Below are 17,635 nucleotides of genomic sequence, written 5' to 3' on the forward strand. Positions count from 1 at the left end.
TCGCGTCGTCGGGTTAGGCCTTGTGCTGGTCGGTGTACGGCACCAGCGCGAGGAAACGTGCGCGCTTGATTGCCGTGTCCAACTGGCGTTGATAGTGGGCCTTGGTACCCGTCAGACGCGCCGGCGTGATCTTGCCGTTTTCGCCGATGAAGTCCTTCAGCGTTTCGAGGTCCTTGTAGTCGATGTGATCGACGCCAGCGGCCGTGAAACGGCAGAACTTCTTGCGCTTGAAGAGCGGATTTTGTTGCTGACGACGCTTGTCGAATTTCTTACCAGTCGGGCGGGGCATGTTCAGTCCTTTCCAATGTCCTGCAATGCTGTGATGTGAAATACCAGAGTTCTTGCGTTGCGGTGCTTTTTCGCCAGGAAGCCGGTGAAGAGCGTTTCCACGCCCATCTGACAGCTTTCCAGCTTACCGCTCGCTTCGCCCGCGGCGACCGCCTGCATGGTCAGCTCGACTTGCCTGGCGATGCCGGCTTCGACGACTTCCGTGCGGTGGTGCAACGTGCAGCCTGCAATCGGAACGCCGGCGGGGGTGTACCGCACCGGTTCGCGTTCGACGACGCTGGCCGTGAGTTGCAGCCGGTTCATGAAGCCTTTGGCGAGAGCGACGCTTGTTCTGGTAGCTTAAATAGTGTGTCTTAAGCCTGCGCTTCGGACGGTTGCGTAGCAGCCGACTTCTTGGCTTCTTCGCGCTGCACTTCCTTCATCATCGGCGACGGGCCGGTTTCGGCCTTCTTCATCTTGACGATCAGGTGACGCAGGACAGCGTCGTTGAACTTGAATGCGTGTTCCAGCTCGTCGAGCGTGGTCTGGTCGCATTCGATGTTCATGCAGACGTAGTGAGCCTTCGCGAGTTTCTCGATCATGTAGGCCAGTTGGCGACGGCCCCAGTCTTCGATACGGTGGATCTGGCCACCGTGCGACGTGATCGTGCTCTTGTAACGCTCGATCATGGCGGGCACTTGCTCGCTCTGATCGGGATGCACGATAAAGACGATTTCATAATGACGCATACACACTCCTTGTGGATTAAAGCCACCCGGGCGTCGGAACCGGTGTGGCAAGTGAGAAGCCAAACAGTGTAACCCGAATGGGGCCGGGTTGCAAGATATCCCGTTGATGCGACGCATGAATCGGGTGTGTTTTCAAGGGTTTAGGGGTGGCGGGGCGATGCAGGGCGGGCCGGCTGGCCCGTATGCCAGTCGTTCCTGCCTGCTTCCACCCGGCTTCCTGCCCCACCCTCTACCCGCTTCCTGCGGCTCTTATTTCCCCTGCACATGCCTCCCCGCGTCCCCTGCCGGGCCGTCAACCGCCCTCGGTCCGCTCGCTGCCGCCCTGCAAGCGCGCCTTCAGCGCCGCTTCGAGGCCGCTCAGCGCGTCGGGCGCGGCGTCGGTGATGGCCCACCAGGTCATGCCTTCCGCGTCCCAGCGCGCAATCGAATAGCCTTCGTGCCCAAGCGCCGCCGGCGCCGCGCCCCGGCCCGCACGTGCACCGCCGGAGCCGGCCTGCGGGAACACGTAGACGTCGATCACGTGCTTGCGATAGCGGTACACCAGCACGGCCACCCGCTGATGCCCGATGTAGTCGAGGCGGCCGCCTTCCAGTGCGAAGCCGCTTGCCGCCAGGTCCTCGACGGGTGGCGAATAGTCGAGCCGGCCGTTGAACCACGGCTTGACCGTATGCCGGTCGGTCGAAATCACGTCGATGTCGCGCCCCGATACTTGCGCTCTCACGTGGCTTTCCACCAGCTCGTCGGCGAACGGCGTGAAGTCGGCCGGACGGCGCAGATTCAGCGTGATGACCGCCGTCGCCGCGCATAACACGACAGCGAGTGCGGCCAGCCAGCCCGGTGTGAGCACACCGTTCGCACCGCCCACGGCGACCGGCTGGCCAAAGCCGCCCTCCGGGATGCGCCAACCGGTCAGCCAGGCAGGCCAGCGGCGCTGGCGTGGGCGTGGCTTGGGCGCCGAGTCCGGCCTCGCGCTGGCTCCCGTGGCTCCCGTGGTCTCAGCCGTTCCGGCTGCACCAGCTACATCTGCCGGCCCGGCCTTCTCCACCTCTGCGTTTGCCCCGCTTGCTCCAACCGCCTCAGCGGTCGCAGCCGCATCTCCCCCAGCCGCTGCTCCAGACATGGCCAGCGCATCCTCGAGCGCGGGCAATCCCGCCACGATCCGCGCTCGCAACGACTGCGGCGCGCGATGATACGGCGCCGCCCGCAGCGCTCCACTCAACGCCCGCAAGCTTTCGCTCTCGCGCCGGCAAGCATCGCAGCTCTCGATATGCTGCTGGACGCGCCGCGCATCCGGCGCGGGCAATTCATGATCGGCGTTCGCATCGAGGAGCGGCCGTGCTTCGTTACAGTCCATCCGGCGTCTCCTTGACTGGGCCGGCGGCGTCGCCGCCGGGAATGTTGAGCGGCCGCCCGTTGGCGGACGCCCGCAGTGGCATGACCGTCGCGGTAGCCGGCTTGCCGGCGGCCATACGCGGAGCACTGTCGGGCAAATCGGGAAGACCATGCCGTGGTTGCTCCGGATACTCCGGCTGCCGCGGCGCGTGGCCACGCGCGGACCCGTACGCGTCTTTCCCGGCCGACGCCCCCACCCCTGGCTTCGACATCAATAGCGCCGCCAGCTTGCGACGCCCCCGGGCGAGCCGCGACATCACCGTGCCGATCGGCAGGTCAGCCACCGCGGCGATCTCCCGATATTCCATCTCTTCTAGTTCGCGCAGAATCAGCACCTCGCGAAATTCGACTGGCAGCTGCGCGAGCGCCTCGTGCACCAGCCGCGTGTCCTCGTCGCGAATCAGCAGCGCCTGCGGATCGGCGCCGCCCGCGCTCCAACCTTCGAACACGGCGTCGTCCATGGTGTCGTCGAATTCGAGCATGTCTTGCGGCGACGCGCGCCGCCGCCATTCGGTGTACCAGGTGCGGCGCACGATCGCCAGCAGCCACGGCCGCGCCGAGTCGCCGCGAAACGTGTCGAAGAAGCGGAACGCCCGCATGTAGGCTTCCTGCACCACGTCCTCCGCGTCGCTGGTGTTGCCGCACAACCAGCGCGCGAGGTTGTACGCGGCGTCGAGATGCGGCAGCGCGAGCTGCTCGAAGCGGCGGCTCCTGGCTGCGTCGGTTTCGCGTCGCTCGTGAGCGGCGGCATCTGAATCGGTCTGGACCACCTCGGCCCTCCAAGGCATTGCGGCGATGCTGGGCGGCGCATCATAACGCTCCCTTCACCGCATAACTGGCCATCTGCCGAGTTTATTCCCGCCGTCGCCGCCGGATTTGCAAATGGGCGTAAAAAGCGTGCAAAAGCCGCTCGCTAGTAAGCCGACCGGTTCCAGTAATCCTCGCTCGCATACACCTCTTTCAGATAATCGATGAAATAACGCACCTTGGCGGGCACATAGCGCTGCTGCGGGTAGACCGCAAGAATGTCGTAGTCGGGCAGCGCGTATTCGTCGAGCACGGTTTCGAGTTCACCGCGCGCCAGTTGCTGCTGGATTTCCCATGTCGAGCGCCAGCCGAGACCGAGCCCTTCGGACACCCAGCGATGCAGCAGTTCGCCGTCGTTGCAGTCGAGCGTGCCGCCCACGCGCACCGTCGCCAGCTTGCCATTGCGGCGGAAGTACCAGCCGCGGTTCTGCCCGCCTTGCAGATTGAACGCGAGACAGTTGTGGCGCGGCAGGTCTTCGAGCGTTTTCGGCTTGCCGTGCCGGCGGAAATAATCCGGCGTGCCGCACACCACGCGCCGGTTCGACGCCAGCTTCACCGCGACGAAGTTCGGATCGACCACGCCGCCGATGCGGATCGACAGGTCGTACCCCTCGCGCACCAGGTCCACGACCCGGTCGGTCAGATTGAACGACACCTGCAGCTCCGGCTTGTCGGCGAGAAAAACCGGCGCGAGCGGTGCGACGTGCTTGCGCCCGAACGCAGCCGGCGCCGACACGATCAGATGGCCGTTGACCGCGCGCCGTCCGGCGCTCAGTTCGTTTTCCGCCTGGTCCCACTCGGTGAGCAGCCCCCGGCAGCGTTCCAGAAACGCGGCGCCGTCTTCGCTGACCACCAGGCGCCGCGTCGAGCGGTACATCAGTTTCACGCCGAGGCGCTTTTCCAGCGCGTCAATGCGGCGCCCCAGAATCACCGGCGACACGCCCTCTTCCAGCGCGGCCGCCGCGAGGCTGCCCGCGTCGGCGACACGCACAAAAGTTTCGATCTGTTTGAAGCGGTCCATTTCCGTCTCCTCCTGGGCGCAATCCGGGGTGCATTCCGGGGCGCATCCCGCGCCACCGCGAGGCTGCGCCCCATTACATACTTTTTGTTTCGGAATAAGCGACCCCGACTGATCTTATCAAACCTTTAGGTCGGGCCTACAGTTGCTCTCAACACGCTTTGGTTCGCCTATTCCCAGCTATTCCCCAAGACATTCAGGAGACATTCATGGCCAAGATGAGAGCCGTCGACGCAGCCGTGCTGGTGCTCGAAAAAGAAGGCATCGACACCGCGTTCGGCGTGCCGGGCGCCGCGATCAACCCGTTCTACTCGGCGATGCGCAAGGCCGGCAACATCAGCCACGTGCTGGCCCGCCACGTCGAAGGCGCGTCGCACATGGCCGAGGGGTACACGCGGGCGCAGCCGGGCAACATCGGCGTGTGCATCGGCACGTCGGGCCCCGCCGGCACCGACATGATCACCGGTTTGTACTCCGCCCAGGCCGACTCGATCCCTATTCTCGCCATCACGGGTCAGGCGCCCCGCGCGCGTTTGTACAAGGAAGACTTCCAGGCCGTCGATATCGAAGCGATCGCCAAACCCGTCACCAAGTGGGCCGTGACCGTGCGCGAACCGGCGCTGGTGCCGCGCGTGTTCCAGCAGGCGTTCCATCTGATGCGCTCGGGCCGCCCCGGTCCGGTGCTGGTCGACCTGCCGATCGACGTGCAGCTCGCGGAGATCGAATTCGACATCGAAACGTACGAGCCGCTGCCGGTCTACAAGCCGAAGGCGACGCGCAAGCAGATCGAAGCCGCGTTGACGATGCTCAACGAGGCGGACAAGCCGCTGATCGTCTCGGGCGGCGGCGTGCTGAACGCAGTCGCTGAAGACCTGCTGGTGACGTTCGCCGAAACCGTCGGCGTGCCGGTGATCCCGACGCTGATGTCGTGGGGCGCGATTCCCGACGACCATCCGCTGATGGCCGGCATGGTCGGACTGCAAACCTCGCACCGCTACGGCAATGCGACGATGCTCGCGTCGGACTTCGTGCTCGGCATCGGCAACCGCTGGGCGAACCGTCACACGGGCAGCGTCGAGGTCTACACGAAGGGCCGCAAGTTCGTGCACATCGACATCGAGCCCACGCAGATCGGCCGCGTGTTCGGCCCGGATCTGGGCATTGTGTCGGACGCGAAAGCCGCGCTCGAACTGTTCGTCGAAGTGGCGAGCGAATGGAAGGCCGCCGGCAAGCTGAAGGACCGCAGCGCATGGGTCGCCGACTGCCAGCAACGCAAGCGCACCATGCTGCGCAAGACGCACTTCGACAACGTGCCGATGAAGCCGCAGCGCGTCTACGAAGAGATGAACCAGGTGTTCGGCCGCGATACCTGCTACGTGAGCACGATCGGTTTGTCGCAGATCGCCGGCGCGCAATTCCTGCATGTGTACAAGGCGCGCAACTGGATCAACTGCGGCCAGGCCGGCCCGCTCGGCTGGACGATTCCGGCAGCGCTGGGCGTGCGCGCAGCCGACCCGCAACGGCCGATCGTCGCACTCTCGGGCGACTACGACTTCCAGTTCATGATCGAAGAACTCGCGGCCGGCGCGCAATTCAAGCTGCCCTACGTTCACGTCGTGGTGAACAACTCGTACCTCGGGCTGATCCGCCAGGCGCAACGCGCGTTCGAGATGGACTTCTGCGTGCAGCTCGGCTTCGAGAACATCAACTCGCCTGAGATGAACGGTTATGGCGTGGATCACGTCGCGGTCGCAGAAGGTCTGGGCTGCAAGGCGATTCGCGTGTTCAAGCCGGAAGAGCTGAAGCCCGCGCTGCAACGCGCGCAGTCGATGCTCGCCGAGTTCAACGTGCCGGTGATCGTCGAAGTGATTCTCGAACGCGTGACCAACATTTCGATGGGCACCGAGATCGATGCGATCAACGAGTTCGAAGAACTGGCCGCGAAGCGCGAAGACGCGCCGACCGCGATCAGCATGCTCGACTGAGCGCCGCAGGCTTTGCATCACGTGAGTGCGCGGGCAGCGTCGCAATGCAGCGCTGCCCGCTCGCCCGCGATGCCCGTCACGAACGAAGTTACCTCAAGAAGTTCTTTCACTGACCGACCAGAGAGACACACGCACCATGCCGAAATTCGCAGCGAATCTCACCATGCTGTTCAACGAAGTCCCGTTCCTCGAACGCTTTGCGGCGGCGGCGGACGCGGGCTTTGACGCCGTCGAATTCCTGTTTCCGTATCCGTACCAGATCGCGGAGTTGAGCGAGCGTTTGCAGCAGAACCGCCTGAAGCTGGTACTGCACAACCTGCCGGCTGGCAACTGGGAAGCCGGCGAACGCGGCATCGCGTGTCTGCCGGATCGCGTGAGCGAGTTTCAGGAAGGCGTGGGACGCGCGATCGAATATGCGAGCGCGCTAAAGGTGCCGCAGGTGAATTGCCTCGTCGGCATTCCGACGGCGGGCGTCGATGCGGACAAGGCGCGCGCGACGATCGTCGACAACCTGCGCTTCGCCGCGGGTGAATTGAAGAAGGCGGGCATCAAACTGCTGGTCGAGCCGTGCAACGCGTACGACATTCCCGGCTTCGCGCTGAACCGTTCGAGCGAAGGGCTCGACGTGATTCGCGCGGTGGGCTCGGACAACCTGTTCCTGCAATACGACATCTATCACATGCAACGGATGGAAGGCGAACTCGCGGCGACCATCAGGAAGAACCTGCCGCAGATCGCGCACATCCAGCTCGCCGACAACCCGGGCCGCAACGAACCCGGCACCGGTGAAATCAACTATCCATACCTGTTCGCGCTGCTCGACTCGCTCGGCTACGACGGCTACGTCGGCTGCGAGTACAAGCCGCGCACGACCACCGCCGCCGGCCTCGGCTGGGTGCAAAGCGTGGCCGGGCAAGCGCGCGGCGCGGCGCACGCGGCTGCTTGAGCGCTTGCAGGCGCGGCACGTCTGCAGCGCCTTAGCCGCATCACGCGCAACGAGCGAAGCAGGCGCATATCGCGCGCCTCACACCCCGAACGAAGTCCCCTCGCGGGACACTAAACAACCTCGGAGATTCACACACATGGCAAAGATCGGTTTCATCGGCCTCGGCATCATGGGCGCGCACATGGCGCGCAACCTCATCAAGGGCGGTCATTCACTGTTCGTGAACGGCGCCTACCCGGTGCCGGAAGACCTCGCCAAAACGACCAGCGTGGTCGCCAGTTCGACCGCTGTCGCGCAGGCCGCCGACATCGTCATCATCATGGTGCCGGACACGCCTGACGTCGCCAACGTGCTGTTCGCCGACGACGGCGTCGCCGCCGGTCTCACGAAGGGCAAGCTGGTGATCGACATGAGCTCGATCTCGCCGCTCGATACGCAGGCGTTCGCGAAGAAGATCAACGCGCTCGGCGTCGACTATCTCGATGCGCCGGTGTCCGGCGGCGAAGTCGGCGCGCGTGAAGCGTCGCTGACGATCATGGTGGGCGGCCCGGAACAAGCGTTCGCGACTGCGAAACCGCTGTTCGAACTGATGGGCAAGAACATCTCGCTGATCGGCGACAACGGCGCAGGTCAGACCTGCAAGGTGGCCAATCAGATCATCGTTGCGTTGAACATCGAAGCGGTGGCCGAAGCGCTGCTGTTCGCGTCGCGTTCGGGCGCCGATCCGGAGCGCGTGCGCAAGGCTTTGATGGGCGGCTTCGCGTCGTCGCGGATTCTCGAAGTGCATGGCGAGCGCATGACCAAGCGCACATTCAATCCGGGCTTCCGAATCGAACTGCATCAGAAGGACCTGAACCTCGCACTCGACGGCGCGCGCAAGCTGGGCATCGCGTTGCCGCATACGGCGAGCGCGCAGCAGCTGTTCAGCGTGTGCGCGGCGCACGGCGGCAAGGCATGGGACCATTCGGCGATGGTGCGCGCACTGGAGATCATGGCGAACCATGAGGTCGCGCAAGCACCGGGCAACGAAGCGAAGGCGGCTTGACGCGAGTCATCGTGTGAACGGGTTGCGGGGTTCGCCGCACAGGTTCGTTGCAGCATGCGCTGCGTCAAATCTGCGCTGCTGCGCGAATCGTATGGGCACGCGCAACAGCGAGCCGCAACAGACCACGCGAAACAGCGACAGGCTAATCGGGGAGCGTGCCGCAAGCGTCACAGGCGGCACATAAAAAGTACTTCAGACAGTCATACGGTTTGCCGTGATCGTTGCATCGTCGACATCATCGCAAGCACAGGTGGGGCGCCCGTTCGTCGCGCGGTATGCGCGGCGCAACGGGCAAATCGTGCCGCTCTGGGCTGAGAGCGGCAAGTGGGGTCCGCAGCGGCACCCGGCAACGCCGGGGAAGCCTTGGTCGGTCAGACGTCGTCGTCGGGTGTCCGCCTGTCGGATTCATCGTCATGCTTTTTCCGCCAATCTCTCGCAGCGGCTGCAATCATGCATGCCGCCTGCTTGCACGTCCGTTTGCATTTGCTTGCAACTCCGCACTCTCCCCCGCACTTTTTTTGACACACTGCCGCGCGCTTTTCTCCTAAACTCGTTGAGTCCGGTTAGCTGCGTTCGTTAAGTTTGCGAACGCGACGCGCGCCGTATATCGCTTCCTGCGTCATGCAGGCGTGTCATCCGCATGTCGTGCGCGTGTGATTCGAATCTCCCGCGGAATCTCGCAACCCGTGCCCCAACCCCGTGCACAACTTGTTCTTGTGCCACTACGTCAGGAGTGTGATCGATGGGTATTCTCAGTTTCATCAAGGAAGCCGGCGAAAAGCTGTTCGGCGCCGCCTCTACTCCCGCGCAGGCCGCCGCGCCGGCCGCGCCCGATCTCGCCGCGCTGAATAAAACGGCGGGCGACGCGATCGCCACCTACATCCGCAGCCAGGGCCTCGACGCCACCAATCTGCAGGTGAGCTACGACGGCACCAGCCACACGGTCACCGTCGCCGGCGAAGCAGCCGATCAGCCGACCAAGGACAAGATCCTCGTCGCGGCCGGCAACGTGCAGAACGTCGACAAGGTCGACGATCAACTGACCGTCACCACCCCCGCCGCCGCGCCGACGCAGTTCCACACGGTCGTGTCCGGCGACAATCTGTGGAAGATCGCCGAGAAGTATTACGGCAGCGGCGCGAAGAACGATGTGATCTTCCAGGCGAACACGCCGATGCTGAAAAGCCCGGACAAGATTTATCCGGGCCAGGTGCTGGTGATTCCGCCGCAGTGATGCGCTCTGGTGTCGTCGGGCATCACGTGCCTCTGTAACGCGCACGCCAAACGACAACGCGGCGCCCGGATTGAAACCGGGCGCCGCGCTTTTTCATGGAGCCTTCACGCACAGAACAGACACGTGCTGCCTGCCACTGGGTCAGTACCGCATCAGTATCAATACGTGTCGAACACCTTCTGCAACGCAACGGGTCCCGTGCCACCCGCGGCCAGCGCCAGCATCAGCAGAACCCGCGCCTTGTACGGATTCAGCGAGCCCGCGCTGATGAAACCGAGCGCATCGTCGGCGGCCGCGCCGTTGTGCATCACGTGTCCCGAACCCACGCGCGACGAGCGCACCACCGCCACGCCCTGCGAAACGGCATCGCCGAGCCCCTGCACCATCGACGCATGAATCGAACCGTTGCCGGTGCCCGCCACGACGATCCCGCGCACGCCGGCGGCCACCAGCGCATCGACCGCGATGCGCGACACACCCGCATAGCTCGTGACGATTTCCACATGCGGCCACGTCGATCCGATCACGAATTCGGTCGCGAGCGTATGCGCGCGCACCACGCCGCGCTGGAATTCGACGCGTCCGTCCTGCACCCAGCCGAGCGCGCCGATCTCGGGCGACTGGAATGCATCGACCGCGTACGTGCTCGTCTTGACCACGTCACGTGCGCTATGAATCCGGTTGTTGAACGCCACCAGCACGCCCTGCCCGCGCGAGCCCGCATGCGCGGCAACCGTCACCGCGTTCAGCAGATTCAACGGACCGTCGGCCGACAACGCCGACGCCGGGCGCATCGCCGCGGTCAGCACCACCGGCTTGTCCGACTTGATCGTCAGATGCAGCAGGTAGGCGGTTTCTTCGAGCGTGTCGGTGCCATGCGTGACCACCACGCCGTCGATGTCGTCGGCGGCGAGCAGCGTGTTGATGCGTTGCGCGAGCGTGGTCCACAGCGGCATCGCCATGTCCTTGCTGTCGACGCTGGCGATCTGCTCGGGCGCGATACGCGCCACCGTCGACAAGGCCGGCACCGCCGCCAGCAATTGATCGACGCCGACGACGCCCGCCTGATAGCCGGACGTATTGGTGGCGTCGGCAGCGGCCCCGGCGATCGTGCCGCCGGTCGCCAGCACGGCGATGCGCGGCAGCGTGGCGCTCTGCCCGGAAGTCGGCGCGGAAGAAGAAGTTGATGTATTCATGGCGGCGATTGTAAGCGATGCGCCGCGCGCCGCCACGCGAGAAAAAACGGCCGCCCGTTCGTTGCGAGGCTTACCGGAATTTCGCGCCGGGTCCACGCGGACGCGGCGCGCATCAATGCACCTTCAATGCACGCTTCAGATGCCGGACTCCGCACGCCCGGCGCCTGCATCAAACCGCTTCGCGCAGCTGTGCGGCGATGTCCGCCTCGTTCAACTGAGGCGCGAACATCTCGATCAGACGGTACGCGTAGGCGCGCAAAAACGCGCCCTTGCGCAGGCCGACGCGCGTCGTGCTCGCTTCGAACAGATGCTGCGTGTCGAGCGCGACCAGTTCGGTGTCGCGCTTGGGATCGTAGGCCATTGCCGCGACCACGCCGATGCCCAGGCCGAGTTCGACATACGTCTTGATCACGTCGGCGTCGATCGCGGTCAGCACGACATCGGGCAACGCGCCCGCTTTCGCGAACGCCTGGTCGATGTGCGAGCGGCCCGTGAAGTCCTGGTCGTAGGTGACGATCGGGAATTCGGCGATCTCGTCGAGCGTCAGGTTCGGCCGCCCGACGAGCGGGTGTCCCTTCGGCACGACCACCACGTGATGCCACGAATAGCACGGGAACGTGACGATATCCGGGAAGCGGTCGAGCGCTTCGGTCGAAATGCCGATATCCGCTTCGCCGTTGATGATCATCTGCGCGATCTGCTGCGGGCTGCCCTGGCGCAGCGCCAGATGCACTTTCGGGAACACCTCGGTGAATTGACGGACCACCTTCGGCAGCGCGTAGCGCGCCTGCGTGTGCGTGGTCGCCACCACCAGATGGCCACTATCCTGATCGGCGTATTGGCGCGCGACGCGGCGCAGATTCTCCGCATCGAGCAGCATCCGCTCGATCAGCTGATGCACCGCCTTGCCCGGCTCCGTCAGCCCCGTCAGACGCTTGCCGCGCCGGATGAAAATGTCGACGCCGAGTTCGTCCTCCAGATCCTTGATCTGTTTCGACACGCCCGACTGCGACGTGTACAGCACGTTCGCCACTTCGGTCAGATTCATGTTCTGACGCACGGCCTCGCGCACGAAGCGCAGTTGCTGGAAGTTCATTTGTATGTCTCCGGTTCAGCCAGAGTTGAGTTATTAGAGTATTCGACTATCCGAGTATTCGACTGGAACGCTGGGTGCTAACGCGTTACATTGCACAGCTTATTGCGCAGGAAAAACGCGCAATGCACGCGGCACCGCCGTCACGCCATCGCCAATCGCCAGTTGCAGATCACGCCACGATTCGCGATCGAGTTCGGCTTCGAGCAGATTGCCCTCGCGCCCCGCCAGTTCGACCCGCACCGAGCCGCCCAGTGTGACCACGCGCCGCACGTCGACAACAATCCCTTCGCGATGCCCCGACGCCTGCGGATACAACTGCAGATCGTGCGGCCGCACATACGCGAATGCGGGACCGTGGAAATCCGCGCTGATCGCAACCGGCAGCGCCGCGCCGTCGACCACGAAGCCGCTCGCGTCGACCTTGCCGTGCAAACGGTTCGCCGCGCCGAGAAACTCGTAGACGAACGAAGTCTGCGGATGGTCGTACACGTCCTGCGGACTGCCGACCTGCTCCACATGGCCGCGATTGAGCACGACGATGCGGTCGGCTACTTCGAGCGCTTCTTCCTGATCGTGCGTGACGAAGATCGTCGAGATATGCAGATCGTCGTGCAGGCGCCGCAGCCAGCTGCGCAATTCCTTGCGCACCTTCGCATCGAGCGCGCCGAACGGTTCGTCGAGCAGCAGCACCTTCGGCTCGACCGCCAGCGCGCGCGCCAAGGCGATCCGTTGCCGCTGACCGCCCGACAATTCCGACGGATAGCGTTGCGCGAGCCAGTCGAGCTGCACGAGCTTCAGCAGCTCATGCACTTTCTCGCGGATCACGGCTTCCGAGGGCCGCTCCTTGCGCGGCTTCACACGCAAGCCGAAGGCCACGTTCTCGAACACCGTCATGTGACGGAACAGCGCGTAATGCTGGAACACGAAACCCACTTCGCGTTCGCGCGCGCCGACCGTCGCGACGTCCTGGCCTTGCAGCACGACCTGGCCGCCGTCCGCGTATTCGAGCCCGGCGATCACGCGCAGCAAGGTGGTCTTGCCGCAACCCGACGGCCCGAGCAGCGCAACCAGTTCGCCCGGCGGGAAGTCGAGCGAGACGTTGTCGAGCGCGACGAAATCGCCGAAACGCTTTTGCAGGTTACGAACGGTGATACCCATTACAGCTCTCCTTGCTTGAGCGGGTGTTGCTGCGTCGCATGCGTCGCGTTGACGGACTGCGAGAATGAATGTGATGCGGAACGTGACGATGCAGCGCCCGACGGCGCAGCGGCGGACTGCGTCGGCGGCCCGGCATACGCGGGCACGTCGCGCGCGGCCGACAGTTCCGCCGACATATGGCGCTCGGCGAGCAGCTTGAGCCCCAGCGTCACGAGTGCGAGCAAGGCCAGCACCGACGCCACGGCGAACGCCGCCGAGAAGTTGTATTCGTTGTAGAGAATCTCGACGTGCAGCGGCATCGTGTCGGTCTGGCCGCGAATATGGCCCGACACCACCGACACCGCGCCGAACTCGCCCATCGCCCGCGCGTTGCACAGGATCACGCCGTACAGCAGGCCCCATTTGACATTGGGCAGCGTGACGCGGCGGAAGATCTGCCAGCCCGAGGCGCCCAGCACATGCGCGGCTTCCTCTTCGTCGTTGCCTTGCGCCTGCATTAGCGGAATCAGCTCGCGCGCGACGAACGGGAACGTGACGAAGATCGTCGCCATCACGATGCCCGGCACCGCGAAGATGATCTGCACGTTATGGTCCTGCAGCCACGGGCCGAACCAGCCCTGCGCGCCGAACATCAGCACGTAGATCAAACCCGAGATCACCGGCGACACCGAAAACGGCAGGTCGATCAGCGTGGTCAGCAGCGCCTTGCCGCGAAATTCGAACTTGGCGATACACCACGATGCGACGAGTCCGAACACGAGATTCAGCGGCACGGCGATCGCGGCGGTGATCACCGTCAGCTTGATCGCGGCCAGCGCGTCCGGATCGACGAGCGCTTCGAAATAGAAACCGAGGCCTTTGTTCAGCGCCTGATAGAACACGGCCACCAGCGGCACGACCAGAAACAGCGCGAGAAACAGCAGCGCGATGCCGGTCAGCAGCCAACGCACCAGCGGCCGTTCGGTGACCGGATCGGGACGGCGCGCGACGTTCAGCGGCGCACGCGGCGCAAGCGCCACCGCTGCGCTGTCGTTCGCATGGTTCGCACCCTCCGCGCGACTTGCATCGTTCACGGGTTGGCGGCTCATTGCACACCTCCGCCGATCGCGGCCGCACTGGTTGCTGCAACCGGCGCCGGCCCCGCGCTGCCGCGGCCCGTGCGGCGCTGCAAGTACCACTGCAAACTGTTGATGAACAGCAGCATCAGAAACGACACGACCAGCATCACCACCGCCAGCGCGGTCGCGCCCGCATAGTCGTATTGCTCAAGCTTGGTGATGATCAGCAGCGAGGTGATCTCCGACTTCATCGGCACGTTGCCGGCGATGAAGATCACCGAGCCGTATTCGCCGAGCGCGCGCGCGAAGGCGAGCGCGAAGCCCGTCAGCAGCGCCGGGAACACCGCGGGGAGCACGACGCGGCGAAACGTCAGCCAGCGCGATGCGCCCAGGCACGCGGCCGCCTCTTCCTGCTCGCGCTCGAACTCCTCGAGCACCGGCTGCACCGTGCGCACGACGAACGGCAAGCCGATGAAGGTCAGCGCAACCAGCACGCCCGCCGGCGTGAACGCGATCTTGATGCCGAGCGGTTCGAGAAACTGCCCGATCCAGCCATTGCCCGAGTACACCGCCGCGAGCGATATGCCCGCCACCGACGTGGGCAGCGCGAACGGCAGATCGACCACGGCGTCGACGATGCGCTTGAACGGAAACGTGTAGCGCACCAGCACCCACGCGACCAGAAAGCCGAACACCGCGTTGATCAGCGCGCCGCCGAGCGCGGAAAAGAACGTCAGGCGATACGACGCGAGCACCCGCGGCGACGTCACCGCGCGCACGAACTGATCCCAGTCGAGCGTCGCGGTCTTGAGAAAGGTCGCCGCCAGCGGAATCAGCACCACGAGGCTCAGATAAGCCACCGTGATGCCGAGTGTCAGGCCAAAACCGGGCAACGCGCTCGGCTTTCGGAAGGTCAACGTCGTCATGCTGGATACTCTTCAGGTTGATGCTTGCGTTGTGATGCCGATCTTCGGCTGCCGGATTCCGGTTAGCCAAAAGCGCGCCCAGGGGCGCGCTCGGAAGTGGCGCGTTGCCGCGCCCCGTTGTCGACGCCGATGCCGGACAAGGCAGGCATCGGCAGACTTACTGGGGCTGGTAGATCGAATCGAACACGCCGCCGTCGGCAAAGTGGGTCTTCTGCGCGTTCGTCCAGCCGCCGAACGAATCATCCACCGTGTACAGCTTCAGCTTCGGAAACTTCGCGGTCAGGTCGGCCGGCACCTTGTTCGAACGCGGACGGTAGAAGTTCTTCGCGGCGATCTCCTGGCCCTCTTCGCTGTACAGGAAGTTCAGATACGCCTCGGCGAGCTTGCGCGTGCCGTGCTTGTCGACGACCTTGTCGACCACCGCGACCGGCGGCTCGGCCAGAATGCTCACCGACGGCACGACGATTTCAAACTTCTCCGGACCAAACTCCTTCAACGACAGGAACGCTTCGTTTTCCCATGCGATCAGCACGTCGCCGATACCGCGCTGCACGAAGCTGGTGGTCGCGCCACGCGCGCCCGAATCCAGCACCCCAGCGTTTTTGTACAACTTGCCGACGAACTCCTTCGCCTTCTGCGCATTGCCGCCCGGTTGATGTTCGGCATACGCCCACGCCGCCAGATAGTTCCAGCGCGCGCCGCCCGAGGTCTTAGGATTCGGCGTGACGATCGACACGCCCGGCTTGATCAGATCGTCCCAGTCCTTGATGTGCTTCGGGTTGCCCTTGCGCACGAGGAACACGATCGTCGACGTGTACGGCGACGCGTTGTCCGGCAGGCGCTTTTGCCAGCCCTTGTCGAGCAGGCCCTTGCCGGCGAGCGCGTCGATGTCGTAAGCGAGCGCCAGCGTCACCACGTCCGCCTGCAAACCGTCGAGCACCGAGCGCGCCTGCGCGCCGGAGCCGCCGTGCGACTGCTTGAACGTGATCGACTCGCCGGTCTTGGCCTTCCATTCCTTGCCGAACGCCTGGTTGACGTCCTGATACAACTCGCGCGTCGGATCGTAGGAAACGTTCAGCAGCGTACTGTCGGCCGCATGCGCCAGGCTGATCGTGCCGAGCACGCCGGCCGCGCCGAACGCCAGCGCCGCGATGAGTTGCCTCGTCCTGCCCGCCAGCCCCGTCTGTCGATGGTTCATGTTCAATCTTCTCCGCGTTGTGGTCCGCTGAAACAGCGTCTGGTGTCGTTTTGCGTCGCGGTCACGTGCACATGAGCGCCAACTGGAGGCCAGTCTATCGAAGGGCTTTCATCATTAAAAATAATGTTTCTTCATTTTTTAATACGCAAAAGTGGTAATGGCAGCTGGATAAGGCGTTGCGGCACGAAAACGACCGTTTCGACGTCGCTGGACGACGTTGGAGCGGCACCTCAAACGGTGAACTTAAAGTAAAGCTTGAATTGCGCCGAATACTGTATAAAAATACAGTCACCTGTTCATTCATACAGTGGCCATGACAAAACTCACCGCACGACAGCAGCAGGTGTTCGATCTGATCCGCCGGGCGATCGAACGCACCGGTTTTCCGCCCACCCGCGCGGAGATCGCCGCCGAACTGGGCTTCAGCTCGGCCAACTCGGCAGAAGAACACCTGCGCGCGCTCGCTCGCAAGGGTGTGATCGAACTCGCGGCCGGCGCGTCGCGCGGCATCCGCCTGCTGGCTGGTCCGGACGAGGCGCCGTACCAGTTCACGCTGCCCCACGCCAGCATCATGCAATTGTCGCTGCCGCTGATCGGCCGGGTTGCCGCCGGCAGCCCGATCCTCGCGCAGGAACATATCTCACAGCACTACGCGTGCGACCCGGCGCTGTTCTCGAGCAAGCCCGACTACCTGCTGAAGGTGCGCGGACTGTCCATGCGCGACGCGGGCATCTTCGACGGCGACCTGCTCGCGGTGCAAAAGAGAAGCGAAGCGAAAGACGGCCAGATCATCATTGCCCGCCTTGGCGACGACGTCACGGTCAAGCGCCTGAAGCGCCGGCCCAACGGCATCGAGCTGATCGCGGAGAACCCGGACTACGAGAACATCTTCGTCGAGACCGGCAGTGCGGATTTCGCGCTGGAAGGCATCGCCGTGGGGCTGATTCGCCCCGGCGAGTTCTAAGCCGCACGCGCGGCGCCCGGGCGGCGCATAGGCGTTGCTCGTACCTCGCTTGCGCCTCGCTCGTACCTATTGGCCACACTCACGCTGCATCAACGCTGCCTCGCCTGGAGAGACTCATGGATCGCCTTGCCCGCCTGCTGCCTTTTCGCCAGTTCGGTCGTCTGCGCCATTTGCGCAATCTGGTGCCCTGCTCATTGATCGAAGCGGCTGCCGCGAATACCGCGTCGCTGTTCGACACGCCCGCCGAGGCAGCGAGCCTGCCCTCCGCGTTGCCGGCGTTTGCGCGTGTGTCGTTGAACTCGGGGTTGAACACGGCGGAGCCGGCGCGTCGCGCGCCGGTGCGGGTCTATCACGGGCCGTCGCGGCTGATCATGGTCGGCACGGTCGACGCAGTGTGCCGCATGATCGATCGATGCATTGCCGACGAAGCCAATGTGCACGGCGCGGTCTTCGAGTCTTGAGATCGAGTCAGTGTTGAGCGCGAAAGCGGCGGCATGATGCATCGCGCGTAATCGTTCGCTGCTTCTCCCTTTTCAGACCCGCCGTCGGATATTTGCCTAGAATGGGATTGTTTTTGCGTGACCGCGGTCCACGTT

18 protein-coding genes are annotated in these 17,635 nt (G+C 64.3%); 6 read left to right on the forward strand and 12 right to left on the reverse strand.

The window, feature by feature from the left end; genetic code table 11:
* Positions 1 to 13 precede the first annotated feature (13 nt).
* From rpsR to FVF58_RS28865, 6 genes are all read right to left on the reverse strand, one after another.
* Entirely contained in the window at positions 14 to 289 is a 276-nt protein-coding gene (rpsR, locus tag FVF58_RS28840) for a 30S ribosomal protein S18 (RefSeq protein WP_149673187.1), read from the reverse strand.
* Positions 290 to 291: 2 nt separating this feature from the next.
* Positions 292 to 591 (reverse strand): primosomal replication protein N, encoded by a 300-nt coding sequence (gene priB / locus FVF58_RS28845; protein ID WP_007182110.1) that lies wholly within the window; start codon positions 589 to 591, stop codon positions 292 to 294.
* 50 nt (positions 592 to 641) lie between these two features.
* Positions 642 to 1,016 carry a 30S ribosomal protein S6 gene (gene rpsF, locus FVF58_RS28850; protein WP_006048823.1) on the reverse strand — a complete coding sequence of 125 codons (375 nt, stop codon included), beginning with the start codon at positions 1,014 to 1,016 and terminating at the stop codon, positions 642 to 644.
* Between the two features lie 292 nt (positions 1,017 to 1,308).
* A complete protein-coding gene (locus FVF58_RS28855) occupies positions 1,309 to 2,370 on the reverse strand; it encodes an anti-sigma factor family protein (protein ID WP_149673188.1) in 1,062 nt (353 codons plus the stop codon).
* Complete coding sequence (locus FVF58_RS28860) at positions 2,360 to 3,178, reverse strand: RNA polymerase sigma factor (RefSeq protein ID WP_188130955.1); 819 nt, start codon at positions 3,176 to 3,178, stop codon at positions 2,360 to 2,362. The genes FVF58_RS28855 and FVF58_RS28860 overlap by 11 nt, the downstream gene beginning before the upstream one ends.
* 143 nt (positions 3,179 to 3,321) lie before the next feature.
* A complete protein-coding gene (locus FVF58_RS28865; RefSeq protein WP_149673190.1) occupies positions 3,322 to 4,236 on the reverse strand; it encodes a LysR family transcriptional regulator in 915 nt (304 codons plus the stop codon).
* 206 nt (positions 4,237 to 4,442) lie between these two features.
* On the opposite strand from FVF58_RS28865, the gene gcl reads away from it, so the two are divergent.
* The 4 genes from gcl to lysM all read left to right on the forward strand — a co-directional run bounded on the left by gcl (position 4,443) and on the right by lysM (position 9,443).
* On the forward strand, positions 4,443 to 6,218 hold the full coding sequence (gene gcl, locus FVF58_RS28870) for a glyoxylate carboligase (protein ID WP_149673191.1): 1,776 nt from the start codon (positions 4,443 to 4,445) through the stop codon (positions 6,216 to 6,218).
* 136 nt (positions 6,219 to 6,354) lie between these two features.
* Entirely contained in the window at positions 6,355 to 7,164 is an 810-nt protein-coding gene (gene hyi / locus FVF58_RS28875; RefSeq protein ID WP_149673192.1) for a hydroxypyruvate isomerase, read from the forward strand.
* Positions 7,165 to 7,168: 4 nt separating this feature from the next.
* Positions 7,169 to 8,209, forward strand: coding sequence for a 2-hydroxy-3-oxopropionate reductase (locus FVF58_RS28880; protein ID WP_281291300.1), 1,041 nt, complete (start codon positions 7,169 to 7,171; stop codon positions 8,207 to 8,209).
* 742 nt (positions 8,210 to 8,951) lie between these two features.
* Positions 8,952 to 9,443, forward strand: coding sequence for a peptidoglycan-binding protein LysM (gene lysM / locus FVF58_RS28890; protein ID WP_149673195.1), 492 nt, complete (start codon positions 8,952 to 8,954; stop codon positions 9,441 to 9,443).
* Positions 9,444 to 9,601: 158 nt separating this feature from the next.
* Here the strand turns inward: lysM and FVF58_RS28895 are convergent, their stop codons facing one another.
* The 6 genes from FVF58_RS28895 to FVF58_RS28920 form a co-directional block, all read right to left on the reverse strand.
* Positions 9,602 to 10,639: an asparaginase gene (locus tag FVF58_RS28895; RefSeq protein ID WP_149673196.1), complete on the reverse strand. Its 1,038-nt coding sequence runs from the start codon at positions 10,637 to 10,639 to the stop codon at positions 9,602 to 9,604.
* A gap of 169 nt (positions 10,640 to 10,808) precedes the next feature.
* Positions 10,809 to 11,735, reverse strand: coding sequence for a CysB family HTH-type transcriptional regulator (locus FVF58_RS28900; RefSeq protein WP_149673197.1), 927 nt, complete (start codon positions 11,733 to 11,735; stop codon positions 10,809 to 10,811).
* Positions 11,736 to 11,834: 99 nt separating this feature from the next.
* The gene (locus FVF58_RS28905) at positions 11,835 to 12,893 is read right to left on the reverse strand and encodes a sulfate/molybdate ABC transporter ATP-binding protein (protein ID WP_149673198.1); all 1,059 of its coding nucleotides are present in this window, start codon (positions 12,891 to 12,893) and stop codon (positions 11,835 to 11,837) included.
* Positions 12,893 to 13,981 carry a sulfate ABC transporter permease subunit CysW gene (gene cysW / locus FVF58_RS28910; RefSeq protein WP_246217219.1) on the reverse strand — a complete coding sequence of 363 codons (1,089 nt, stop codon included), beginning with the start codon at positions 13,979 to 13,981 and terminating at the stop codon, positions 12,893 to 12,895. The genes FVF58_RS28905 and cysW overlap by 1 nt, the downstream gene beginning before the upstream one ends.
* On the reverse strand, positions 13,978 to 14,877 hold the full coding sequence (gene cysT, locus FVF58_RS28915) for a sulfate ABC transporter permease subunit CysT (protein ID WP_149673199.1): 900 nt from the start codon (positions 14,875 to 14,877) through the stop codon (positions 13,978 to 13,980). Before cysT ends, cysW begins: the two co-directional genes overlap by 4 nt.
* Before the next feature lie 157 nt (positions 14,878 to 15,034).
* A complete protein-coding gene (locus FVF58_RS28920) occupies positions 15,035 to 16,075 on the reverse strand; it encodes a sulfate ABC transporter substrate-binding protein (RefSeq protein WP_149673200.1) in 1,041 nt (346 codons plus the stop codon).
* A 313-nt stretch (positions 16,076 to 16,388) separates the two neighbouring features.
* On the opposite strand from FVF58_RS28920, the gene lexA reads away from it, so the two are divergent.
* Both lexA and FVF58_RS28930 read left to right on the forward strand, forming a co-directional pair.
* A complete protein-coding gene (gene lexA, locus FVF58_RS28925) occupies positions 16,389 to 17,039 on the forward strand; it encodes a transcriptional repressor LexA (protein WP_149673201.1) in 651 nt (216 codons plus the stop codon).
* Between the two features lie 116 nt (positions 17,040 to 17,155).
* The gene (locus tag FVF58_RS28930) at positions 17,156 to 17,500 is read left to right on the forward strand and encodes a hypothetical protein (RefSeq protein ID WP_149673202.1); all 345 of its coding nucleotides are present in this window, start codon (positions 17,156 to 17,158) and stop codon (positions 17,498 to 17,500) included.
* Positions 17,501 to 17,635: the final 135 nt, after the last annotated feature.

The organism is Paraburkholderia panacisoli, assembly GCF_008369935.1.
GTDB lineage: Bacteria > Pseudomonadota > Gammaproteobacteria > Burkholderiales > Burkholderiaceae > Paraburkholderia > Paraburkholderia panacisoli.

Bases quoted from the DNA above. Each gene is read 5' to 3' on its own strand.
- FVF58_RS28895 (WP_149673196.1), bottom strand. From the start codon at position 10,639: ATGAATACATCAACTTCTTCTTCCGCGCCGACTTCCGGGCAGAGCGCC.
- cysT (WP_149673199.1), bottom strand. From the start codon at position 14,877: ATGACGACGTTGACCTTCCGAAAGCCGAGCGCGTTGCCCGGTTTTGGC.
- FVF58_RS28855 (WP_149673188.1), bottom strand. From the start codon at position 2,370: ATGGACTGTAACGAAGCACGGCCGCTCCTCGATGCGAACGCCGATCAT.
- FVF58_RS28920 (WP_149673200.1), bottom strand. From the start codon at position 16,075: ATGAACCATCGACAGACGGGGCTGGCGGGCAGGACGAGGCAACTCATC.
- rpsF (WP_006048823.1), bottom strand. From the start codon at position 1,016: ATGCGTCATTATGAAATCGTCTTTATCGTGCATCCCGATCAGAGCGAG.
- gcl (WP_149673191.1), top strand. From the start codon at position 4,443: ATGGCCAAGATGAGAGCCGTCGACGCAGCCGTGCTGGTGCTCGAAAAA.
- lysM (WP_149673195.1), top strand. From the start codon at position 8,952: ATGGGTATTCTCAGTTTCATCAAGGAAGCCGGCGAAAAGCTGTTCGGC.
- FVF58_RS28905 (WP_149673198.1), bottom strand. From the start codon at position 12,893: ATGGGTATCACCGTTCGTAACCTGCAAAAGCGTTTCGGCGATTTCGTC.
- priB (WP_007182110.1), bottom strand. From the start codon at position 591: ATGAACCGGCTGCAACTCACGGCCAGCGTCGTCGAACGCGAACCGGTG.
- FVF58_RS28900 (WP_149673197.1), bottom strand. From the start codon at position 11,735: ATGAACTTCCAGCAACTGCGCTTCGTGCGCGAGGCCGTGCGTCAGAAC.
- FVF58_RS28930 (WP_149673202.1), top strand. From the start codon at position 17,156: ATGGATCGCCTTGCCCGCCTGCTGCCTTTTCGCCAGTTCGGTCGTCTG.
- FVF58_RS28865 (WP_149673190.1), bottom strand. From the start codon at position 4,236: ATGGACCGCTTCAAACAGATCGAAACTTTTGTGCGTGTCGCCGACGCG.
- hyi (WP_149673192.1), top strand. From the start codon at position 6,355: ATGCCGAAATTCGCAGCGAATCTCACCATGCTGTTCAACGAAGTCCCG.
- cysW (WP_246217219.1), bottom strand. From the start codon at position 13,981: ATGAGCCGCCAACCCGTGAACGATGCAAGTCGCGCGGAGGGTGCGAAC.
- lexA (WP_149673201.1), top strand. From the start codon at position 16,389: ATGACAAAACTCACCGCACGACAGCAGCAGGTGTTCGATCTGATCCGC.
- rpsR (WP_149673187.1), bottom strand. From the start codon at position 289: ATGCCCCGCCCGACTGGTAAGAAATTCGACAAGCGTCGTCAGCAACAA.